The sequence below is a fragment of the Blastococcus sp. HT6-30 genome (assembly GCF_039729015.1).
Taxonomy (GTDB): Bacteria; Actinomycetota; Actinomycetes; order Mycobacteriales; family Geodermatophilaceae; genus Blastococcus.
Genome location: NZ_CP155792.1, coordinates 2,357,511 through 2,374,586, shown reverse-complemented (window position 1 = coordinate 2,374,586; position 17,076 = coordinate 2,357,511). Strand labels below are relative to the sequence as shown.

Below are 17,076 nucleotides of genomic sequence, written 5' to 3'. Positions count from 1 at the left end.
TCAGACCGTGGCCGGAGCGCTGTCGCTGGGCTCCTCGTGCACCGGCTCGGCGGTCAGCCGCTTGCGGAACACCCAGTAGGTCCACGCCTGGTAGCCCAGCACCACCGGCAGGCCCACCGCGGCGGCCCAGGTCATCACCGTGAGGGTGTAGTCGCTGACCGAGGCGTCGGCGATGGTCAGGTCGAAGGCGCGGTCGACCGTCGAGGGGACGACGACCGGATAGGCCGCGCCGAAGACGGTGGCGGCCGCGGCCACGAGCATCGCACCCCAGGCGGCGAAGGCCTGGCCCTCGCGACCGAGCCGGATCCGCACCCAGGCGACGAGCACGGCCAGCGCCGCGACCGCCCACAGCACACCGGTGACCGGAGTGCCGTACCGCAGGTGGACCAGGCCGGCCCACGCCAGCAGGGGCAGCGCCGCGACCGGCGCCCAGCGGGCGGCGAAGGCCCGTGCCCGGTCCCGCACGTCGCCGTCGACCTTGAGCGCCAGGAACAGCGCCCCGTGGACGAGGGCGAACGCCAGCACCGCCACGGCCCCGAGAAGGGCCGGCCAGCCCACTCCGGCGAACGCGCCGCCGACCCGGTTGCCGTCGCCGTCGATGGGCAGCCCCAGCGTGGTGGCCCCGAGGGCGGCGCCGATACCGAGGGCGGCGATCAGCGACCCGGCGGTGATCACGTGCGTCCAGGTGGTGTCCCACTGGGCGGTGTGGTGCGAGTGCCGCCACTCGAAGGCGACGGCCCGGATGATCAGTCCGAAGAGCACCAGCACGAACGGCAGGTAGAGGGCCGGCAGCCAGGAGGCGTACCAGCCGGGGAAGGCGGCGAACACCGCGCCGGCGGCGGTGATCAGCCACACCTCGTTGCCGTCCCACAGCGGGCCGATGCTGCGCAGCATCAGGTGCCGGTCGCGCGCGCGCCGGCCCAGCACGGGCAGCAGGGCGGCGACGCCGAAGTCGAAGCCCTCGAGGAGCAGGAAGCCGGTCCAGAGGACGGCGACGGCGGCGAACCAGACGGTCTGCAGGTCCATGGCTTCTCCGAATCTCAGTAGGCGAAGGAGAGGACGTCGTCGTCGCTGCGGCGGGGGGCGTCGGCGCCACCGGGAACGTCGTCGGAACCGCCCTCGGCGGTCTCGCCGGGGACGGGGGCTGGCTGGGCGGGGGTGTGATCGCCGGTGGTGACCCCCCGGCGGACGAAGCGGCCGATCAGCCACAGCTCCACCACGGCGAGCGCGCCGTAGACCAGCGTCAGCCCGATGAGCGAGGTCCAGACCTCGGCGGCGGTGACGCCGGGGGAGACCCCCTGGGCGGTGAAGAAGTACACCTGCTCGTCGACCGGGACGTCGGGGTTCGGGTGGACGACGAAGGGCTGGCGGCCCATCTCGGTGAAGATCCAGCCGGTCGCGTTGGCGACGAACGGGGCGGCGACCGCCAGCAGCGAGCCGTGCACGCCGATCCGCGAGGTCGGCGTCCGGCCGCGGCGGGTGGCCCACAGCGCGTAGCCCGCGACGCCGGCCGACACCGCGCCCATGCCGATCATCAACCGGAAGCTCCAGTAGGTGACCGAGAGCACCGGGGTGTAGTCGATCGGCTCACCGGCCTTGTTCCCGAACGACGGGTCGTCGGGGTAGGTGGCGCCGTAGACCTCGGAGTAGGCCTCCTGCAGGTCGTTCACCCCGGGGACGGCGGTGGAGAAGTCGCCGTGGGCCAGGTAGGAGAGCAGGTAGGGCACGGTGATCGAGTGCACGTCGTCGCACTCGTTGGAGCCGAGCTTGCCCCAGGCGAAAATCGAGAAGGAGGCCGGCGCCTCGGTCTCGCAGAGCGCCTCCGCCGAGCTCATCTTCAGCGGCTGCTGCTCGTACATCAGCTTGCCCTGCCAGTCGCCGGTGAGGCCGACGAGGACGAACGCGGCCAGCGACACCCCGCCGCCGAGCCGCACCGACCGGCGCCAGACCCGGGAGTCGACGTCCTCGGGGCGCCCCTCCAGGTGCCGCTTCCGCAGGTGCCACAGCCCGATGCCGACCAGCAGGGCGCCGGCGACCATGAGCGCGGCGACGATCGCGTGGCTGAACGCGGCGAGCGCGGTGTTGTTGGTCAGCACGGCGAGGAAGTCCACCTGGAGGGGCCGGCCCGTGGCGTCGTCGGTGACGACGCCGACCGGGTGCTGCATCCACGAGTTCGCGGCGATGATGAAGTACGCGCTGACGACGGAGCCGATGACAGCGGCCCAGAGCGCGGCCAGGTGCACCTTCTTGGGGATCCGGCCCCAGCCGAAGATCCACAGCCCGAGGAACGTGGACTCCAGGAAGAAGGCCAGCAGGGCCTCCAGCGCCAGCAGCGAGCCGAAGACGTCACCGACGAAGCGGGAGTACTCGCTCCAGGCCAGCCCGAACTGGAACTCCTGCACCAGGCCGGTGGCCACGCCGAGCACGAAGTTGATCAGGTAGATGCGGCCCCAGAAGCGGGTCATGCGCAGCCACTCGGGCTTGTCCGTCCGCACCCACATCGTGTGCATGACCGCGACCAGGACCCCCAGGCCGATGGTCAGCGGCACCATCAGGAAGTGGTAGACGGTGGTGATCCCGAACTGCCACCGTGCGATGTCCAGCACGTCCACGGAGCCTGCTCCTTCGTCCTCGGCGGCGACCGTCGTACGATCGGCACATTCTTTCTACGCCTGGTAGAAGACGAGTTCTACAAGGCGTAGAAGAGTGTCGTGTGATCCGTGGAACAGGAGGGCCGATGGCGTCGCTGGGAGACCTGGAGCGCGCGGTCATGGAGCGGCTGTGGGCCGCCGACGGCCCGGTCGCCGCGACCCGGCTGCGCGACGAACTGACCGACCGCGGGCTCGCGCTGACCACCGTGCACACCGTGCTGACCCGGCTGGAGCAGAAGGGGTTCGTCGTCCACGACGAGGGCCGGCCCCGCCGGTTCTCCCCGCGGTCCAGCCGCGAGGAGCACGCCGCCCAGGTGATGCGCGAGGTGCTCGGTCAGGCCGCCGACCGCCAGGCGGTGCTCGCGCGGTTCGTCGGGGGCGTCGACGCCGACGAGGCGCGCATCCTCCGGGAACTGCTCGCGGGAGCCGGCCCGGACGACGCCGCGCGCGGCTGACCCACCGGTGCTCCCCGCCACCGCCGTCACCCTCGCCGTGCTGGCCGCGCTGCTCGCGTGGCCGGTGCCGGCGCTGCTCGCCCGCTCCCGCTGGCCGGGGCGGGACCCGCTGGTGGCGCTGCTCTGCTGGCAGGCGATCGGGTTGGCCGGCGGGCTGTCGATCATCGGCGCCCTGCTGGTGCACGGCCTGGCGCCGTGGGGTCACTCGCTCCCGGAAGCGGCGTGGTCGCTCCTGGCCGGCCACTCCGCCGACGGGCCGGTGCGCGGCGACCACTGGGTCACCCTCACCCTCGCCGTGGTGCTGGCCTCGGAGCTGGTCGGCGTCCTGGTGCTGTCCTGGATCCGGATCACCCGCACCCGCCGGCGGCACCGGGAGCTGCTCGAGCTGGTGGTGCAGCCGGCGCCGCAGCCGGACGCCCGGCTGCTCGAGCACCCGGCGCCGGTGGCCTTCTGCATCCCGGGTGCCCGGCCACTGCTGGTGCTCTCCTCCGGGATGGTCGCCGAGCTGGACGACGAGCAGCTCGCCGCCGTCGTCGCGCACGAGCGGGCGCACCTGGGGGAGCGCCACCACCTGCTGCTGCTGCCCTTCGTCGCCTGGAAGGCCGCGTTGCCCGTGCTGCCGGCGGCCGAGCGCGCGTACGGCGCGGTCCGCGAGCTGGTCGAGATGCGCGCCGACGACGTCGCGCTGACCTCGCTGCACGGGGCCGATCCGAGGCGCACCCTGGCCGAGGCGATCGTCGCCGCGGCCGGTGGTCCGGGCGCCCAGGGAGTGCCCACCGGCGCCCTCGCGGTCTCCGGTGCCGGGGTCCGGGCGCGCGTCGTGCGGCTGCTGGAGCCCGCCCACCCGCTGCCACCGGCCGCCCGCGGGGCTGCACTCGCTGCCGCGGTCCTGCTGCTCCTGCTGCCGACCGCCCTGCTGCTGGTGCCCGCGGTGGGTTGAGCGACGCCCTGATGCGAGTTCCGCTCCCCACCGGGCCGGTCGGGCCGGATCCGGGCAGGGTGGACCCAGAGCACCGCACGATCCGCTCGCGCCGACCTCCAGGAGTTCCGGATGGCCTCGTTCACGTTCAGTCAGCTCAGCCCCACGGCGTACCTCGAGAGGTCGGCGCGGGTGTTCCCCGATCGCACCGCGATCATCGATGGGGACCGTCGCTTCACCTACCGCGAGTTCGCCGACCGGTCCCGCCGGCTGGCCGGCGGGCTGGCCGCGCGCGGCATCGCGCCCGGCGACCGGGTGGCGGCCCTCTGCGCCAACAGCGCCACGATGCTGGAGCTGCACAACGGCATCCCGTGGGCCGGCGCGGTGATCGTGCCGCTGAACACCCGGCTCTCCTCCGCTGAGCTCGGGTACGTGCTGGAGCACTCCGGGGCATCGCTCCTGGTCGCCGACCCGCAGTTCGCCGCGACCGCGACCGAGGTGGCCGCGGCGGCCGGCGTCCCGCTGGTGCTGGCCGGGAACCCGGACAGCGAGTACGAGCAGCTGCTGGCCGGCGGTGAGGCGCTGGCGCTGCCCTGCGCGGACGAGACCGGGTTGCTCGCCCTGAACTACACGTCCGGCACCACGGGACGGCCGAAGGGGGTGATGTACGCGCACCGCGGGGCCTACCTGCAGGCCCTGGCGATGGCCATGCACACCGGACTCGGGTCCACCAGCCAGTACCTCTGGACCCTGCCGATGTTCCACTGCAACGGCTGGTGCTTCCCGTGGGCCGTCTCGGCCGCCGGCGCCACCCACGTCTGCCTGCCACGTGTGGAGCCGTCCCGCATCTGGCGGCTGCTGCGCACCGAAGGCATCACCCACTTCAGCGCGGCGCCCACCGTGCTGACGATGATCCTCAACGCCGACGAGGCGGCCGAGGGGCCGGTGGACCCCCGGGTGGAGGTCCAGACCGGCGGAGCGCCGCCCACACCGACCCTGCTGGCACGCATGTCGGCGCTGAACATGAACGTCACCCACCTGTACGGGCTCACCGAGACCTACGGTCCGCTGGCGCTGAACGAGTGGCATCCGGAGTGGGACGACCTGGGCGCCGACCAGCAGGCGGAGCTCAAGGCCCGGCAGGGTGTGGGGAACGTGGTCGCCGATCCGCTGCGGGTCGTGGACGACAGCGGTGCCGACGTGCCGCGGGACGCGACGACGGTCGGGGAGATCGTCGCCCGCGGCAACGACGTGATGCTCGGCTACTACCGCGACGACGAGGCCACCGCCGCGGTCACGCTCGCCGACGCGGACGGGGGGCGGGGGTGGTTCCGCACCGGTGACCTCGCGGTCGTCCACCCGGACGGCTACGTGGAGATCCGGGACCGCAGCAAGGACATCATCATCTCCGGGGGCGAGAACATCTCCTCGGTGGAGATCGAGCGCGCCCTGGACGCCCACCCCGCCGTCGTCGAGTCCGCCGTGGTCGCCGAGCCGCACGAGAAGTGGGGCGAGGTGCCGGTGGCGTACGTAACGCTGCGCGCGGGCGGCGAGGTCAGCGACCAGGAGCTGGCCGAGTTCGTCCGGTCCCGGCTGGCCGCCTTCAAGACGCCCAAGCGCTTCGTCCGCGGAGATCTGCCGAAGACCTCCACCGGCAAGGTGCAGAAGAACCTGCTGCGCGAGCAGCACGGCTGACCCCGCCGGCGGACGCGCACCCGTTCCTGGCAGTCAGCAGCCACGTGGGCGAGGCGCTGCTGCTAACGGCGCAGTGACCCGACGGCAGACCAGCCGGCGAGTGCGGACGCCGCGGCCAGCCCACCGCTGATCAGCGCCGCCCGGCGATAGCGGGGGAGCCCCAGCACCGGCAGCATGCTGGCCGCGTGCAGGCCGTCGACGGCTGCCGCCAGCCGGACGGCGGACGCGGTGGGGGCCGCGAGCACGAGCGCGTGCTGGGCGACCAGCCGGGCACCGAGGACGCGCGCGAGCCACAGGCGTTCCCGCGGGAACGCCGGCGCGACCGCGGCGGCGACGACCTCCGGGCGGGTCAGCAGGAGGAGGCCCGCGGCGAGTCCGGCCGCCGAGAGGAGCCGGGCCACGCGCCCCCTGCCGTTGTCGAGCTCAGTACTCACCGTGACGCCTCCGGAGGACCACCGTGCATCTGCGAACGGTCGGTCTCTGCTTACCAGGGGAAGCAGAGACCGACCGTCCGGAGCGAAGTGGTCAGGCCCGGGCGGACACCTCGAGCGGCGCCGGATCGGACGGCACCGCCGTGGTCGCGTCCCGGTTCTCCGGAAGCGGGGCGAACCCGCGCAGCCGCAGGCTGTTGGACACCACGAACACCGAGCTGAACGCCATCGCCGCACCCGCGATCATCGGGTTGAGCAGTCCGGCGGCGGCCAGCGGCAGCGCGGCCACGTTGTAGGCGAAGGCCCAGAACAGGTTGCCCTTGATGGTGCCCAGCGTCCGGCGGGACAGCCGGATCGCGTCGGCGGCCACCCGGAGGTCGCCGCGCACCAGGGTGAGGTCGCTGGCCTGGATCGCGACGTCGGTGCCGGTGCCCATCGCCAGCCCGAGGTCGGCCTGGGCGAGCGCCGGTGCGTCGTTCACGCCGTCGCCGACCATGGCCACCGTCCGGCCCTCGTCCTGCAGCCGCCGGACGACGTCGACCTTGTCCTGGGGGAGCACCTCGGCGATGACCTCGTCGATGCCCACCTGCGCCGCGACGGCCCGGGCGGCCTGCTCGTTGTCGCCGGTCAGCAGGATCGGGGTGAGCCCGAGGGCACGCAGCTGGGCGACCGCGCGGGCGGAGGTGTCCTTGACCGCGTCGGCGACCACGAGCACCCCGCGGGCCGCGCCGTCCCAGCCGACCGCGATCGCGGTGCGCCCCGCGCCCTCGGCCTCGGTGACGGCCCGGTCCAGGTCGGCGGGCAGCGGCATGGCCCAGTCGGCCAGCAGCCGTCGCCGGCCGACGACCACGGCGGAGCCCTCGACCACGCCCTGGACCCCGAGGCCCTCGACGTTGGCGAAGTCGCCCACGGCGGGCAGGGCGCCGGTGCGCTCGGTCGCGCCCCGGGCCACGGCCTGCGCGATCGGGTGCTCCGACGCCGACTCCAGCGCGCCGGCCAGCCGCAGCACCGCGTCGGCGTCCTCGCCCTCGGCGGGGACGACATCGAGCAGCGTCATGCGGCCGGTCGTGACCGTTCCGGTCTTGTCCAGGACGACGGTGTCCACCCGGCGGGTGGACTCCAGCACCTCGGGCCCCTTGATGAGGATGCCGAGCTGCGCGCCGCGGCCGGTGCCGACCATGAGCGCCGTCGGCGTGGCCAGGCCCAGCGCGCAGGGGCAGGCGATGATCAGCACCGCGACCGCCGCGGTGAACGCGGCCGGCAGCCCCGCGCCGGCCCCGATCCAGAAGCCGAGCGTGGCCACGGTGAGGGCCAGGACGACGGGCACGAAGACGCCGGAGATCCGGTCGGCGAGCCGCTGCACCTCCGCCTTGCCGTTCTGGGCCTCCTCGACCAGCCGGGCCATCTGGGCCAGCTGGGTCTCGCTCCCGACCCGGGTGGCGCGGACGACCAGCCGGCCGCCGGCGTTGACGGTGCCTCCCGTGACCACGTCCCCGGGCCGCACCTCCACGGGCACGGACTCGCCGGTCAGCATGGAGGCGTCCACCGCCGAGGTGCCGTCGGTCACCTCGCCGTCCGCGGCGATCTTCTCCCCGGGCCGGACGACGAAGAGGTCCCCGGCGGCCAGCTCGGCGACGGGGATCCGCCGCTCCGTGCCACCGCGCAGGACCGTGACGTCCTTGGCGCCGAGCTCGAGCAGTGCGCGCAGCGCCGCGCCCGCCCGCCGCTTGGAGCGGGCCTCGAACCAGCGGCCGGCGAGGATGAACGTCGTCACCCCGGCCGCAGCCTCGAGGTAGATGTTCGCGCTGCCGTCGGTGCGGGCGATGGTGAGCTCGAACGGGTGCGTCATGCCGGGGACCCCCGCGGTGCCCCAGAACAGCGCGTACAGCGACCAGCCGAAGGCGGCCAGCGTGCCGAGGGAGACCAGCGTGTCCATCGTCGCCGCGCCGTGCCGCAGGTTCGTCCAGGCGGCCCGGTGGAACGGCAGGCCGCCCCACACGACGACCGGCGCGGCCAGGGTCAGCGACAGCCACTGCCAGTACTCGAACTGCAGCGCCGGCACCATGGCCAGCGCGATCACCGGCACGCTGAGCAGGGTCGAGACGATCAGCCGGGTCCGCAGCGCGCGCACCGGTGCATCGGCCGGGTCCGCCTCGGCCTCCTCGGCGAGCTCGGGCCGCGGGGGCTCGGGCAGGCGGGCGCTGTAGCCGGTCCGCTCCACCGTGGCGATCAGGTCGTCGGTGCTGACGCCGTCGGCGTAGCTCACCTTCGCCTTCTCGGTGGCGTAGTTGACCGTGGCGGTGACGCCCTCGAGCTTGTTCAGCTTCTTCTCGACGCGGGCGGCGCACGACGCGCAGGTCATGCCGCCGATGAGCAGCTCGACGTCGCTGGTGGCGCTGCCGGAGGCGGTGGTCATGAGGAGTGCTCCTGGGAGTGCTCGGCGGCCACCGTGAACGCGGCCGTGTGCACGGCGTCGCCGTGCCGGAAGTCCAGGAAAAGCCGGTAGGTGCCCGCCGACGGGGCGGTGGTGACGAACGGGACGTGCGGCCCCGCGGCGGCCTGGGTGCCGTCGTGCTCGGCGGGGTGCACGTGGAGGTAGGCGAGGTCGCCGTCGCGCAGCGCCACCAGGTGCCCGTAGGCGCCGAGGTAGGGCTGCAGGTCGGTGACGGGGACGCCGTCGCGGCTCACGCTCAGCGTCAGCTCCGACTCCTCGCCCGGGGTCAGCGAGCCGGTCAGGACGACGGTGTAGCCGGCCACCTGGGCGACGGCCGACGGTTCGGGCAGCGGCTCGGGGTCGTGGGCGCCGGGGACCGCGAGGTCCGCGCCGAGGACGCGGTTCTCGCCGTCGGCCGTGGCGGTGAAGTCGGCGAACAGCCGCCAGCTGCCCGGTTCCAGCGTCAGCGGGGCGCGCCAGACGCCGTCGTCCCCGAGATCGGGGTGCACGTGCTGGTAGCCGCGCAGGTCTCGGCGGACCGCGATGAGGTGCAGGTCGACGTCGTGGTCGGTGTCGTACGCGGTCACCGGGGAGCCGTCGGGTCCCTGGACGGTGAACGCGACCGGGGTGGCGGATCCGGCCGGAACGGTGTCGTCGGCCAGGGCGAGGGTGTAGCCGTCCTCGGTCACCTGGAGCCCGCCCGGCCGGTCCGCCGGTGCGGGGGCGGCGGCGTCGTGGCCGCCGCTCCCGTGGCCGGCGCCGGCCGGGGTGTGCTCGGTCCCGGAGGAGTTCTCTGCCGGGCCGACGGGGCCGACCGCGGATCCCACGCCGACCGCGGCGCCGAAGACGGCGATCAGGCCGACGGTGAACGCGGCGATCTTCGTGGGAGTGTTCATGGCGCCGGCCGCGTCAGCGACCGCTCACCTCGTATCCGGCTTCCTCGACGGCGGCGCGGACGGCGGTCTCGTCGACCGGCTGCTCGCTGGTGACGGTCAGGCCGCCGGTGGGCAGGTCGACGTCGACGCCGGTCACGCCCGGCACCTGGGAGACCTCCTCGGTCACCGCGTTGACGCAGTGGCCGCAGGTCATGCCGACGACGGTGTAGCTGGCGGTGGTGCTCACGGGAGATTCCTCTCGGCTGTGCGGACGGTCAGGAGCGGACGAGCCGGGCGATGGCGTCGGTGGCCTCGCGGACCTTCTCCTCGGCCTCGCGGCCACCGGCCCGGGCGGCGTCGACGACGCAGTGCCTCAGGTGCTCCTCGAGCAGCCCGAGGGAGACCGCCTGCAGCGCCTTCGTCATGGCCGAGACCTGGGTGAGGATGTCGATGCAGTACTTCTCGTCCTCCACCATGCGCTGCAGGCCGCGGGCCTGCCCCTCGATCCGCCGGAGGCGCTTGAGGTAGTCGTCCTTGCGGTGGATGTAGCCGTGCGCGTGGTCGTGGGCGTCGCAACCGCTGTCGGTGGTGTCCACGTCGTCCCTCCTGTCGGCGCCGCGGGTGCGGCGTCGACAGCCGACCATACCCCCCTAGGGTTTGTGGTCAAGTCCGCCGGCGTGGTCGCGGAGCCGGGCGACGTCCGCGCGCGCGGACGCGAGCTCGTCCTGCAGTCCGACGATGACCTCGGCCGACGCGACCGGATGGCCGTCGTCGAGGAGCTCCCGCATCCGCGCGGCCAGCACCAGTTGCTGCCGCGAGTACCGGCGGTGGCCGCCGGGGGACCGGTGTGGCCGGAGGACGCCGGAGCTGTCGAGGCTGCGGAGGAAGGCGGCCTGGACACCGAGCAGCTCCGCGGCCTGGCTCATCGTCAGCGCCGGGTACTCCGGATCATCGAGCCGGCTCAGCGGGTCCGCGGGGTCGGGCGTCATCGCTGACCTTCCTGTCGTGGCGCCGTCGCAGGCGCCGGACGGCGCAGGGGCCGGGCCCTGGGCGGGCCCGGCCCCTGCGTGCTGCCGGTTCGGCGGCGGTCAGCTCTCGACCGCCTGGTGCTCGCCCTCGATGGTGCGCCCCTCGACGGCTGCCGGGGTGTCGGCCCGCGTCACGTTGATCTTGCGGGCCTTGGCCTTCTCGGCGACGGGGATGCTGATGGACAGCACGCCGTCGTGGTAGCTGGCCTCCAGCCGGTCGGTGTCGAGGCTGCGGCCGAGCACCAGCTGGCGGGTGTAGCTGCCGAACGGCCGCTCGGCGATCGTCCACTCCGCGTTCTCCAACTGGGGGACCGAGCGCTCGGCGGTGACGGTGAGGGTGTTGCCCTCGATCGACAGGTCGATCGAGCCCGGGTCGACGCCCGGCAGGTCGAAGTGGGCGACGAAGTTGTCGCCGACCCGGTAGGCGTCCATCGGCATGCCCGAGAGCGGCCGCGCGGTGGCGGCGCCGGGGCGGCCGGTGAGCTGGTCCAGCGCCCGGAAGGCGGCGGACGTGGCGGCGAACGGGTCGTAAGCGGTCAGCATCATGGCTGGAACCTCCTTGACGGTGGATCGTGTGTTCGCTGCCCGAGGTAGAACCTCTAGTGGCGACCAGAGATTACCTCGGCCTTGCACACTGATAAACGTCTCGGGCCGCACAATGTTCCCGGCGGGTCCTGCCGGCAGTTCCGCCGTCCCGTGCGTGAACCGGGGCCGCGCGGGGCAGGACGGACCCGTGGAGGAGACGACCAGCGCCACGCCGCAGCCCGCCCACCAGGATGCCCCGGCCGCCGAGCCCTCCGTCTCGCACACGGTGGCGGGGGAGACGGCCCGGCTGACCGTCGGCGGCGAGCTGACCGAGGCCGCCCGCCGCCCGCTCGTGCGTTGCGTGACCGACCTGCTGCTCACCGAGCACTCGCTGCGCCGGGTCGAGCTGGACCTCCGCGAGGTCCCGTTCATGAACTCCGCCGGGCTGGCGGTGCTCGTGCAACTGCAGAAGCTCGGGGTGCCGCGGGCCATCGAGACGGTGCTGGTCGACCCGCCGGCGTCGGTGGCCCGCCCGCTGCAGCTCACCGGGCTCTGGCACCGGTTCACCATCGTCGACGCCGGCGGGCGGGTGTCGGCCGAGGCGACTCCGGACGGCGGGCCCCGGTCGCGGGGGACCGAGCACTCCTGACCGGTGTCGGGTGCTGCCCGCACAGGTCCGGGCTCCTAGCCTGACCGGGTGTCGTCGCCCCACTCCCACAGCCACGCCCACGACCCGGACGCGCCGCCGCCCACGGCGGAGGCGCTCGGGCGCCGGCGGCGGGCCGTGTGGCTCATGCTGCTGCTGCTGGTGCCCGTCGGCCTGGCCACGGTGATCGGCCTGCTCGTCCTCTGGCCCGGAGGGGAGCCGACGCGGGCGGAGCAGGCGGCCGAGCAGGCCCTGCCCCCGGGGACCACCTATCCCGATGGCCGGGTCGCCTCCCTGGAGCCGGTCGACTGCGGCACGCCGGACCTGCCCGCCACCTGCGGCGACGCCGTGGTCGAGGTCCTCGGCGGCGAGGGCGACGGCGACTTCGTCCAGATCCAGCTGGACCCCGTGGTCATGGCCAACGGGGTCGAGCAGGGCGACGTGCTGGTCCTCACCCGGGACGCCGGCGCCGAGGGCGGGGCGGCGTACGCCTTCTACGACTTCGCGCGGGACACGCCCATCGTCGTCCTGGCCCTGGCGTTCGCGCTGGTCGTCGGGCTCGTCGCGCGACTGCGGGGGCTGGCTGCGCTGCTGGGGCTCGCGTTCGCCTTCTTCGTGCTGCTCCGGTTCGTGCTGCCGGGGCTGCTCGGTGAGGGGTCACCGGTGCTGGTCACCCTGGTCGGGTCGGCCGCGATCATGTTCGTCGTCCTCTACCTGGCGCACGGCTTCTCGGCCCGGACGACGACGGCGCTGGTCGGCACGCTGTTCGGCCTGACGCTGGTCGCGGTGATGGGCTCCCTCGCCGTCGCCACGGCCCGGCTGACCGGCGTGACCAGCGAGGAGACGGTGACGCTGCAGGGCTACGACCCGACGCTGGACTTCTCGGGCCTGGTGCTCGCGGGGATCGTCGTCGCGGGGCTCGGCGTGCTCAACGACGTGACCATCACCCAGGCGTCGGCGATCTGGCAGCTGCACGAGGTCGACCCCTCGATGAGCTGGCGGGAGCTGTACCGGCGGGGCATGGCGGTGGGCCGCGACCACATCGCCTCGACCGTCTACACCATCGTCTTCGCCTACGCGGGTGCCGCGCTGCCGCTCCTGCTGCTGATCGAGGTCTACGCGCAGCCGATCTGGACGACGATCACCTCCGTGGCGCTGGCCGAGGAGGTCATCCGCACGTTCGTCGGCGCCATCGCCCTGGTCCTCGCCGTGCCGGTGACGACTGCCGCCGGCGCCTTCTTCGCGAAGGCCGCCGACGCGCAGGGCGGCACCGGCACCGAGCGGAGGCTGACCGCGCTGCGGGCTAGGTTCTCCGGATGACGATCGACCGACCCCGTCCCGAGGCTCGCGCCGAGCGTGCGAGGCGGAAGGAGGACGGGGTCCTGCCACTGCTCGCCGCCGCCTCGGCCGCCCCGGGCTTCATGCCCGACGACGAGGGCCGCGCCCTGTACGAGGCCGCGCGCGCCGTCGCCGTCCCCGGGCCGTTGCTCGAGGTGGGCAGCTGGATGGGGAAGTCCGCGCTCTACCTGGCCGCCGCCGGGCGCGAGACCGGCCGGCAGGTGGTCACCGTCGACCACCACCGCGGATCGGAGGAGCACCAGCCGGGCTGGGAGTACCACGACCCGTCGCTGGTCGACCCCGCCGTCGGCCGGATCGACACGCTGCCGCGGTTCCGCCGCACCATCGCCGAGGCCGGCGCCGAGGACGTCGTGATCGCCGTGGTCACCCGCTCCGAGACGCTCGCGCCGCTGTGGACGAGCCCGCTCGCCCTGCTCTTCCTCGACGGCAGCCACACCGAGGAGTCCGCGCGCCGCGACCAGGACGCGTGGGTCACGAAGCTCGCTGTCCACGGCACGCTGGCGATCCACGACGTCTTCCCCGACCCGGCCGACGGCGGGCAGGCCCCCTACGGCGTCTACACGCGGGTGCTGGAGTCCGGGGACTTCACCGAGCTCCCGGGCACCGGCTCGCTGCGGCTGCTGCGCCGTGACCGCTGATCCGCTGGGTGCCGAGCGCGCGGCGGCGCTGACCCAGATCGAGGCTTTGACCCGCGAGTTCGATGCGATCGTGGCGGCGTCGCAGGCGTCCAACGCCGACGACGAGCACGACCCGGAGGGCGCGACGATCGCGTTCGAGCGCCAGCAGCTCGCCGCGCTGCTGGCGCAGGCGCGACGGCGACTGGCCGACGTCGACGCCGCCGTGACGGCCGTGGAAGCCGGCACCTACGGCCGGTGCGAGAGCTGCGGGCGGCCCATCGCGCCCGAGCGCCTCGCCGCCCGGCCGACCGCCCGCACCTGCATGACCTGCGCCCGCTGACCCGAGGCGCGGTGAGGCTGTGCATACGGATCCGGCCGCGCGGCGACGGGCATCGCCTGCCTGCCGTGAGGGGTCAGGGGAGCGCGCCCACCTCGCGCAGGACAGCCAGGGCCTCGGGCACCTCGGCGAACGCGTCCACGACGTCCTGGGGAGTCGCGATCGAGTAGGCATTCTCGCGCAGGTAGTCGGCGAGTGCGGCGTCGAAGTCTTCCCGGCCAACCCGCTCACGGGCGGCGACCAGGGCGGCGCCGCCGCGGATGTAGACGGTCTCGTAGTAGACGCTGCTCGGCCGGCGGAACTCCGTCCAGTAGGACATCGGCCCACCCACCGGCGGAGCGCTGTCCCGCGCGACGGGTGCCTCGGGGAGGTCATCGCCCCCGGACACCATCTGGGCGAACGTCGCGAACGACTCGTCGAGCCAGGGGTGTTCACCCTGGTCGTTGCCGACCCGGCCGTAGAACCACATGTGTGCCAGCTCGTGGGCGACCAGCCCGCGCCGTTCCTGCGGATCCACGTCGCCGAACTGGATCGCCGCGGGGAACTCGATGCCGCTGGTCTGGGCCGACAGGACCGTGACCGACAGGTCGGGGTAGGGAAAAGGACCCAGCAGGTCGATCAGGTCCCTCATCGACTCCTCGATCTGGTCCAGCCAGTCCGACGGATCCGCGGCCTCGACCCCCTCGTCGGCGGCCACCTGCACGCGCACCCCGGCCATCACCCGCTCGGCGACGTCGAACTGACCGACGGACACCGCGACGTCGCGAACGGCCGGGGACCCGAATCGATGGATCGTCGTCCCGTCGGGGCCGTCGGACGTGCCGATCGCCGTGCCGGTCGCCAGCACCTCGAGGCCCGAGGGAGCGGCCACCGCGAGCGAGAGAACGAAGTCCTCGCTCACCGCCATCTCCCCGGTCACGGGGACCGCGGGCCCGCGGTCCCATCCCCGGCCCCGCTCCCAGGCCAGCAGCGGGAAGGCAGTGGCGAACCAGGCGGCCTCCTCGGTGCTCGACGTGCCGACCCGCTCATTCGTGTCCGCGCCCAGCTCCAGCTCGAACTCGAGCTCCACCGAGATCGCCTCGCCGGCCTCGACGCACTCCTCGAGCGGGATCTCGACCAGCGTGCCCGCCGGTGCGTCGGCGGGCGCCCCGGCGGCGACCTCCCGGAAGCCGACCGCTCGGTCCTCGAGGCGGACCTCGGTGACCACCAGGGAGTTGCCCGCCGCCGAGGTGGCCGGCTTGTTCGGCCACGCCCGGAAGACGAGCTCGCAGGTCGGCAGGTCGGGGATGAACAGGACGCGTTCCCAGCCGGCCACCGTGTCGAGGTCCTCGGCGACGTCGAAGCGCAGGTCGACGACCGGCCGGTCAGCCCACGGCTCGGGCTCGGGCTCGGCCGGGGTCGGGCTCGCGGTCGGAGTCGGCGGCGGGGCGGGCGCCGGTTGCGGGTTCGTGCAGCCCGCTACGAGAAGGGTCAGCCCGACGCCGAGTGGCATCCCCCAACGCCGCACCGTGCGCATCTCGCCGATCCTGCTCTCGAAGCCCCGCCGGCCCCGGTGGGCGCGATCCGTCGTCCCATTCTCACCGACCGGGCTGCACAGCTCTCGCCAAACCGGGCCATCCGTCATCGGCAGGGTTCCCGGGGTGGGTGTGGCGGATGGGGCTGAAGGGACAAGCGTGAGCCGAGGGTGACCTTCCCGTTGCGAGGAGTGTGTGTTTGCATCGAGTGGTCACACCGCAACGCTCCGTCGCCGTCGCGTCGGGCACCCCGGAGGAACTCCCTTGCGCACATCTCTCACCACGGCCGGCCGTCGCGCCGGCGTGCTGGCCGTGGCCACCGCCCTGGCTCTCCTCACCACCGCCTGCGTGCCGGAGGAGCTGGGTCGGTCCGCGTCGGCCCCCGACACCGCGACCGGGACGACCGAGGGCGTCGCCGGCCACTCGGGGTCCGGAGTGACGGCTCAGGCCCCCGGCTCCGTTCCGACCACCGAAGCCGGCGAGCAGACCGTCGTCGAGACGCCGCCCGTCCCGGTGGCACCCGATGCGCCCGGGGCGGATCCGGCCGGGGACAGGACCGATCCGGCTGCGACCGAGCCGGCTGCGACCGAGCCGGCCGCGACCGAGCAGGACGGAACGGACCCCGCCGACACCCATCCGGCCGACACGGATCGGGCCGTGGCCGCGACCGGCCAGCCACTGGCAGCGGCCGAGACGGCGACCGGCAGGCGGGGCCACGGAACCGCGGGCCGCGGCGCTCGGAGCAGCTCGGTCGGGGAGTCGGCCCCCGTCGCGGCGGCGTCCCCGGCGGCGGCTCCGGCGGTGTCCGGCGGCAGCACCGGCGGCTCCGGGGGGTCCTACAGCGACCAGCCGCGTGCATCGTTCACGGCCGGCAACGGCCAGACCGGCCGCTACCTGCGCTACGCCGGCGGGATCGACGCCGGCAAGCCGGTGGGCCTGGTGATGTACGTCGACGGCACGGGGGAGTACGGGATCGACAACCCGAACGCGTCGTACGCGCTGGGTGGGTCCTCCGGACTGGTCGCCCACGGCAAGGCGCGCAACATGGTCACGCTGGCCGTGGAGAGCCCGAACCAGTCCTGCGAGTGCTGGCACACCGGCGACACCGCGGCCTACGCGGACTTCCTCGCCGAGCTGATCGAGGAGGAGGGGATCGGTAAATACCCGATCAGCGAGGTGTGGCTCGCCGGATTCTCCTCCGGCGCCCAGGAGATCACCCGTTTCCTGGTGCCCCGGCACCCCGAGCTGATGCGGCTCGGCGGCGGCTGGGTCGTGTTCGGCGGTGGCGGGCCGCCGGCCGGTGGCACCGCTCTCACCGCGGCCTCCATGGCCGGCGTCCGCGGCCACTGGTTCACCGGCACCGCCGACACCGCCGTGCCGCTGACCGCGTCCTGGGGTGCGCGGGCCGGTCGCGACTGGTACGCCGGCCGCGGTGTGACCGCCTCCTCGGAGTTCCCGTCCGGCGTGGGGCACGCCCTGGACGGCCGGCTGGGGCCGACCGTCGGGAGGATGCTCGACGCCGGCTGAGGCAGCGCGCGCTGATCGGCTGGACCGGCGACGGGCGTTCCCTCCGGTACGGAGGGGGCGCCC

General features: G+C 73.9%; 18 protein-coding genes. 8 read left to right on the top strand and 10 right to left on the bottom strand.

All coding sequences use genetic code 11. The features are described from left to right. Together cydB and ABC795_RS11440 are read right to left on the bottom strand one after the other, a co-directional pair. Complete coding sequence (cydB, locus tag ABC795_RS11445) at window positions 1-1,026, bottom strand: cytochrome d ubiquinol oxidase subunit II (protein ID WP_347057311.1); 1,026 nt, start codon at window positions 1,024-1,026, stop codon at window positions 1-3. A gap of 14 nt (window positions 1,027-1,040) precedes the next feature. Next, window positions 1,041-2,612, bottom strand: a complete 1,572-nt coding sequence (locus ABC795_RS11440) for a cytochrome ubiquinol oxidase subunit I (protein ID WP_347057310.1) — start codon at window positions 2,610-2,612, stop codon at window positions 1,041-1,043. 125 nt (window positions 2,613-2,737) lie between these two features. Between ABC795_RS11440 and ABC795_RS11435 the strand changes: the two genes are divergently transcribed. The 3 genes from ABC795_RS11435 to ABC795_RS11425 all read left to right on the top strand — a co-directional run bounded on the left by ABC795_RS11435 (window position 2,738) and on the right by ABC795_RS11425 (window position 5,720). Continuing rightward, the gene (locus ABC795_RS11435; protein ID WP_347057309.1) at window positions 2,738-3,106 is read left to right on the top strand and encodes a BlaI/MecI/CopY family transcriptional regulator; all 369 of its coding nucleotides are present in this window, start codon (window positions 2,738-2,740) and stop codon (window positions 3,104-3,106) included. Between the two features lie 7 nt (window positions 3,107-3,113). Next, window positions 3,114-4,046, top strand: coding sequence for a M56 family metallopeptidase (locus tag ABC795_RS11430; RefSeq protein WP_347057308.1), 933 nt, complete (start codon window positions 3,114-3,116; stop codon window positions 4,044-4,046). A gap of 111 nt (window positions 4,047-4,157) precedes the next feature. Next, window positions 4,158-5,720 carry an acyl--CoA ligase family protein gene (locus ABC795_RS11425; protein WP_347057307.1) on the top strand — a complete coding sequence of 521 codons (1,563 nt, stop codon included), beginning with the start codon at window positions 4,158-4,160 and terminating at the stop codon, window positions 5,718-5,720. A 62-nt stretch (window positions 5,721-5,782) separates the two neighbouring features. Here ABC795_RS11425 and ABC795_RS11420 read toward each other — a convergent pair whose 3' ends face one another. The 7 genes from ABC795_RS11420 to ABC795_RS11390 form a co-directional block, all read right to left on the bottom strand. Next, on the bottom strand, window positions 5,783-6,154 hold the full coding sequence (locus ABC795_RS11420; protein ID WP_347057306.1) for a hypothetical protein: 372 nt from the start codon (window positions 6,152-6,154) through the stop codon (window positions 5,783-5,785). Window positions 6,155-6,245: 91 nt separating this feature from the next. Next, entirely contained in the window at window positions 6,246-8,567 is a 2,322-nt protein-coding gene (locus ABC795_RS11415) for a heavy metal translocating P-type ATPase (protein ID WP_347057305.1), read from the bottom strand. Next, complete coding sequence (locus tag ABC795_RS11410) at window positions 8,564-9,481, bottom strand: hypothetical protein (RefSeq protein WP_347057304.1); 918 nt, start codon at window positions 9,479-9,481, stop codon at window positions 8,564-8,566. Before ABC795_RS11410 ends, ABC795_RS11415 begins: the two co-directional genes overlap by 4 nt. A 13-nt stretch (window positions 9,482-9,494) precedes the next feature. Next, complete coding sequence (locus ABC795_RS11405) at window positions 9,495-9,707, bottom strand: heavy-metal-associated domain-containing protein (RefSeq protein ID WP_347057303.1); 213 nt, start codon at window positions 9,705-9,707, stop codon at window positions 9,495-9,497. A gap of 28 nt (window positions 9,708-9,735) precedes the next feature. Then, window positions 9,736-10,005 carry a metal-sensitive transcriptional regulator gene (locus ABC795_RS11400; protein WP_347060714.1) on the bottom strand — a complete coding sequence of 90 codons (270 nt, stop codon included), beginning with the start codon at window positions 10,003-10,005 and terminating at the stop codon, window positions 9,736-9,738. A 105-nt stretch (window positions 10,006-10,110) separates the two neighbouring features. Further along, on the bottom strand, window positions 10,111-10,449 hold the full coding sequence (locus ABC795_RS11395; RefSeq protein WP_347057302.1) for a MerR family transcriptional regulator: 339 nt from the start codon (window positions 10,447-10,449) through the stop codon (window positions 10,111-10,113). A 99-nt stretch (window positions 10,450-10,548) separates the two neighbouring features. Further along, window positions 10,549-11,034: an Hsp20/alpha crystallin family protein gene (locus ABC795_RS11390; protein WP_347057301.1), complete on the bottom strand. Its 486-nt coding sequence runs from the start codon at window positions 11,032-11,034 to the stop codon at window positions 10,549-10,551. Window positions 11,035-11,221: 187 nt separating this feature from the next. On the opposite strand from ABC795_RS11390, the gene ABC795_RS11385 reads away from it, so the two are divergent. The 4 genes from ABC795_RS11385 to ABC795_RS11370 are packed head-to-tail and all read left to right on the top strand — an operon-like array spanning window position 11,222 to window position 13,975. Further along, window positions 11,222-11,662, top strand: coding sequence for an STAS domain-containing protein (locus ABC795_RS11385; protein WP_347057300.1), 441 nt, complete (start codon window positions 11,222-11,224; stop codon window positions 11,660-11,662). Window positions 11,663-11,710: 48 nt separating this feature from the next. Next, a complete protein-coding gene (locus tag ABC795_RS11380; protein ID WP_347057299.1) occupies window positions 11,711-12,979 on the top strand; it encodes a YibE/F family protein in 1,269 nt (422 codons plus the stop codon). After that, on the top strand, window positions 12,976-13,656 hold the full coding sequence (locus ABC795_RS11375; RefSeq protein WP_347057298.1) for a class I SAM-dependent methyltransferase: 681 nt from the start codon (window positions 12,976-12,978) through the stop codon (window positions 13,654-13,656). Before ABC795_RS11380 ends, ABC795_RS11375 begins: the two co-directional genes overlap by 4 nt. Continuing rightward, window positions 13,646-13,975 carry a TraR/DksA C4-type zinc finger protein gene (locus tag ABC795_RS11370; protein ID WP_347057297.1) on the top strand — a complete coding sequence of 110 codons (330 nt, stop codon included), beginning with the start codon at window positions 13,646-13,648 and terminating at the stop codon, window positions 13,973-13,975. Before ABC795_RS11375 ends, ABC795_RS11370 begins: the two co-directional genes overlap by 11 nt. 73 nt (window positions 13,976-14,048) lie before the next feature. On the opposite strand, the gene ABC795_RS11365 is transcribed toward ABC795_RS11370, so the two are convergent. After that, window positions 14,049-15,488: a M1 family aminopeptidase gene (locus ABC795_RS11365; protein WP_347057296.1), complete on the bottom strand. Its 1,440-nt coding sequence runs from the start codon at window positions 15,486-15,488 to the stop codon at window positions 14,049-14,051. Window positions 15,489-15,750: 262 nt separating this feature from the next. On the opposite strand from ABC795_RS11365, the gene ABC795_RS11360 reads away from it, so the two are divergent. Then, window positions 15,751-17,013, top strand: coding sequence for a hypothetical protein (locus ABC795_RS11360; RefSeq protein WP_347057295.1), 1,263 nt, complete (start codon window positions 15,751-15,753; stop codon window positions 17,011-17,013). The last annotated feature ends 63 nt before the right edge of the window (window positions 17,014-17,076 follow it).

Coding starts and splice junctions, on each gene's coding strand:
- ABC795_RS11435 (WP_347057309.1), top strand. CDS start 2,738: ATGGCGTCGCTGGGAGACCTGGAGCGCGCGGTCATGGAGCGGCTGTGG.
- ABC795_RS11425 (WP_347057307.1), top strand. CDS start 4,158: ATGGCCTCGTTCACGTTCAGTCAGCTCAGCCCCACGGCGTACCTCGAG.
- ABC795_RS11410 (WP_347057304.1), bottom strand. CDS start 9,481: ATGAACACTCCCACGAAGATCGCCGCGTTCACCGTCGGCCTGATCGCC.
- ABC795_RS11415 (WP_347057305.1), bottom strand. CDS start 8,567: ATGACCACCGCCTCCGGCAGCGCCACCAGCGACGTCGAGCTGCTCATC.
- ABC795_RS11375 (WP_347057298.1), top strand. CDS start 12,976: ATGACGATCGACCGACCCCGTCCCGAGGCTCGCGCCGAGCGTGCGAGG.
- cydB (WP_347057311.1), bottom strand. CDS start 1,026: ATGGACCTGCAGACCGTCTGGTTCGCCGCCGTCGCCGTCCTCTGGACC.
- ABC795_RS11395 (WP_347057302.1), bottom strand. CDS start 10,449: ATGACGCCCGACCCCGCGGACCCGCTGAGCCGGCTCGATGATCCGGAG.
- ABC795_RS11390 (WP_347057301.1), bottom strand. CDS start 11,034: ATGATGCTGACCGCTTACGACCCGTTCGCCGCCACGTCCGCCGCCTTC.
- ABC795_RS11365 (WP_347057296.1), bottom strand. CDS start 15,488: ATGCGCACGGTGCGGCGTTGGGGGATGCCACTCGGCGTCGGGCTGACC.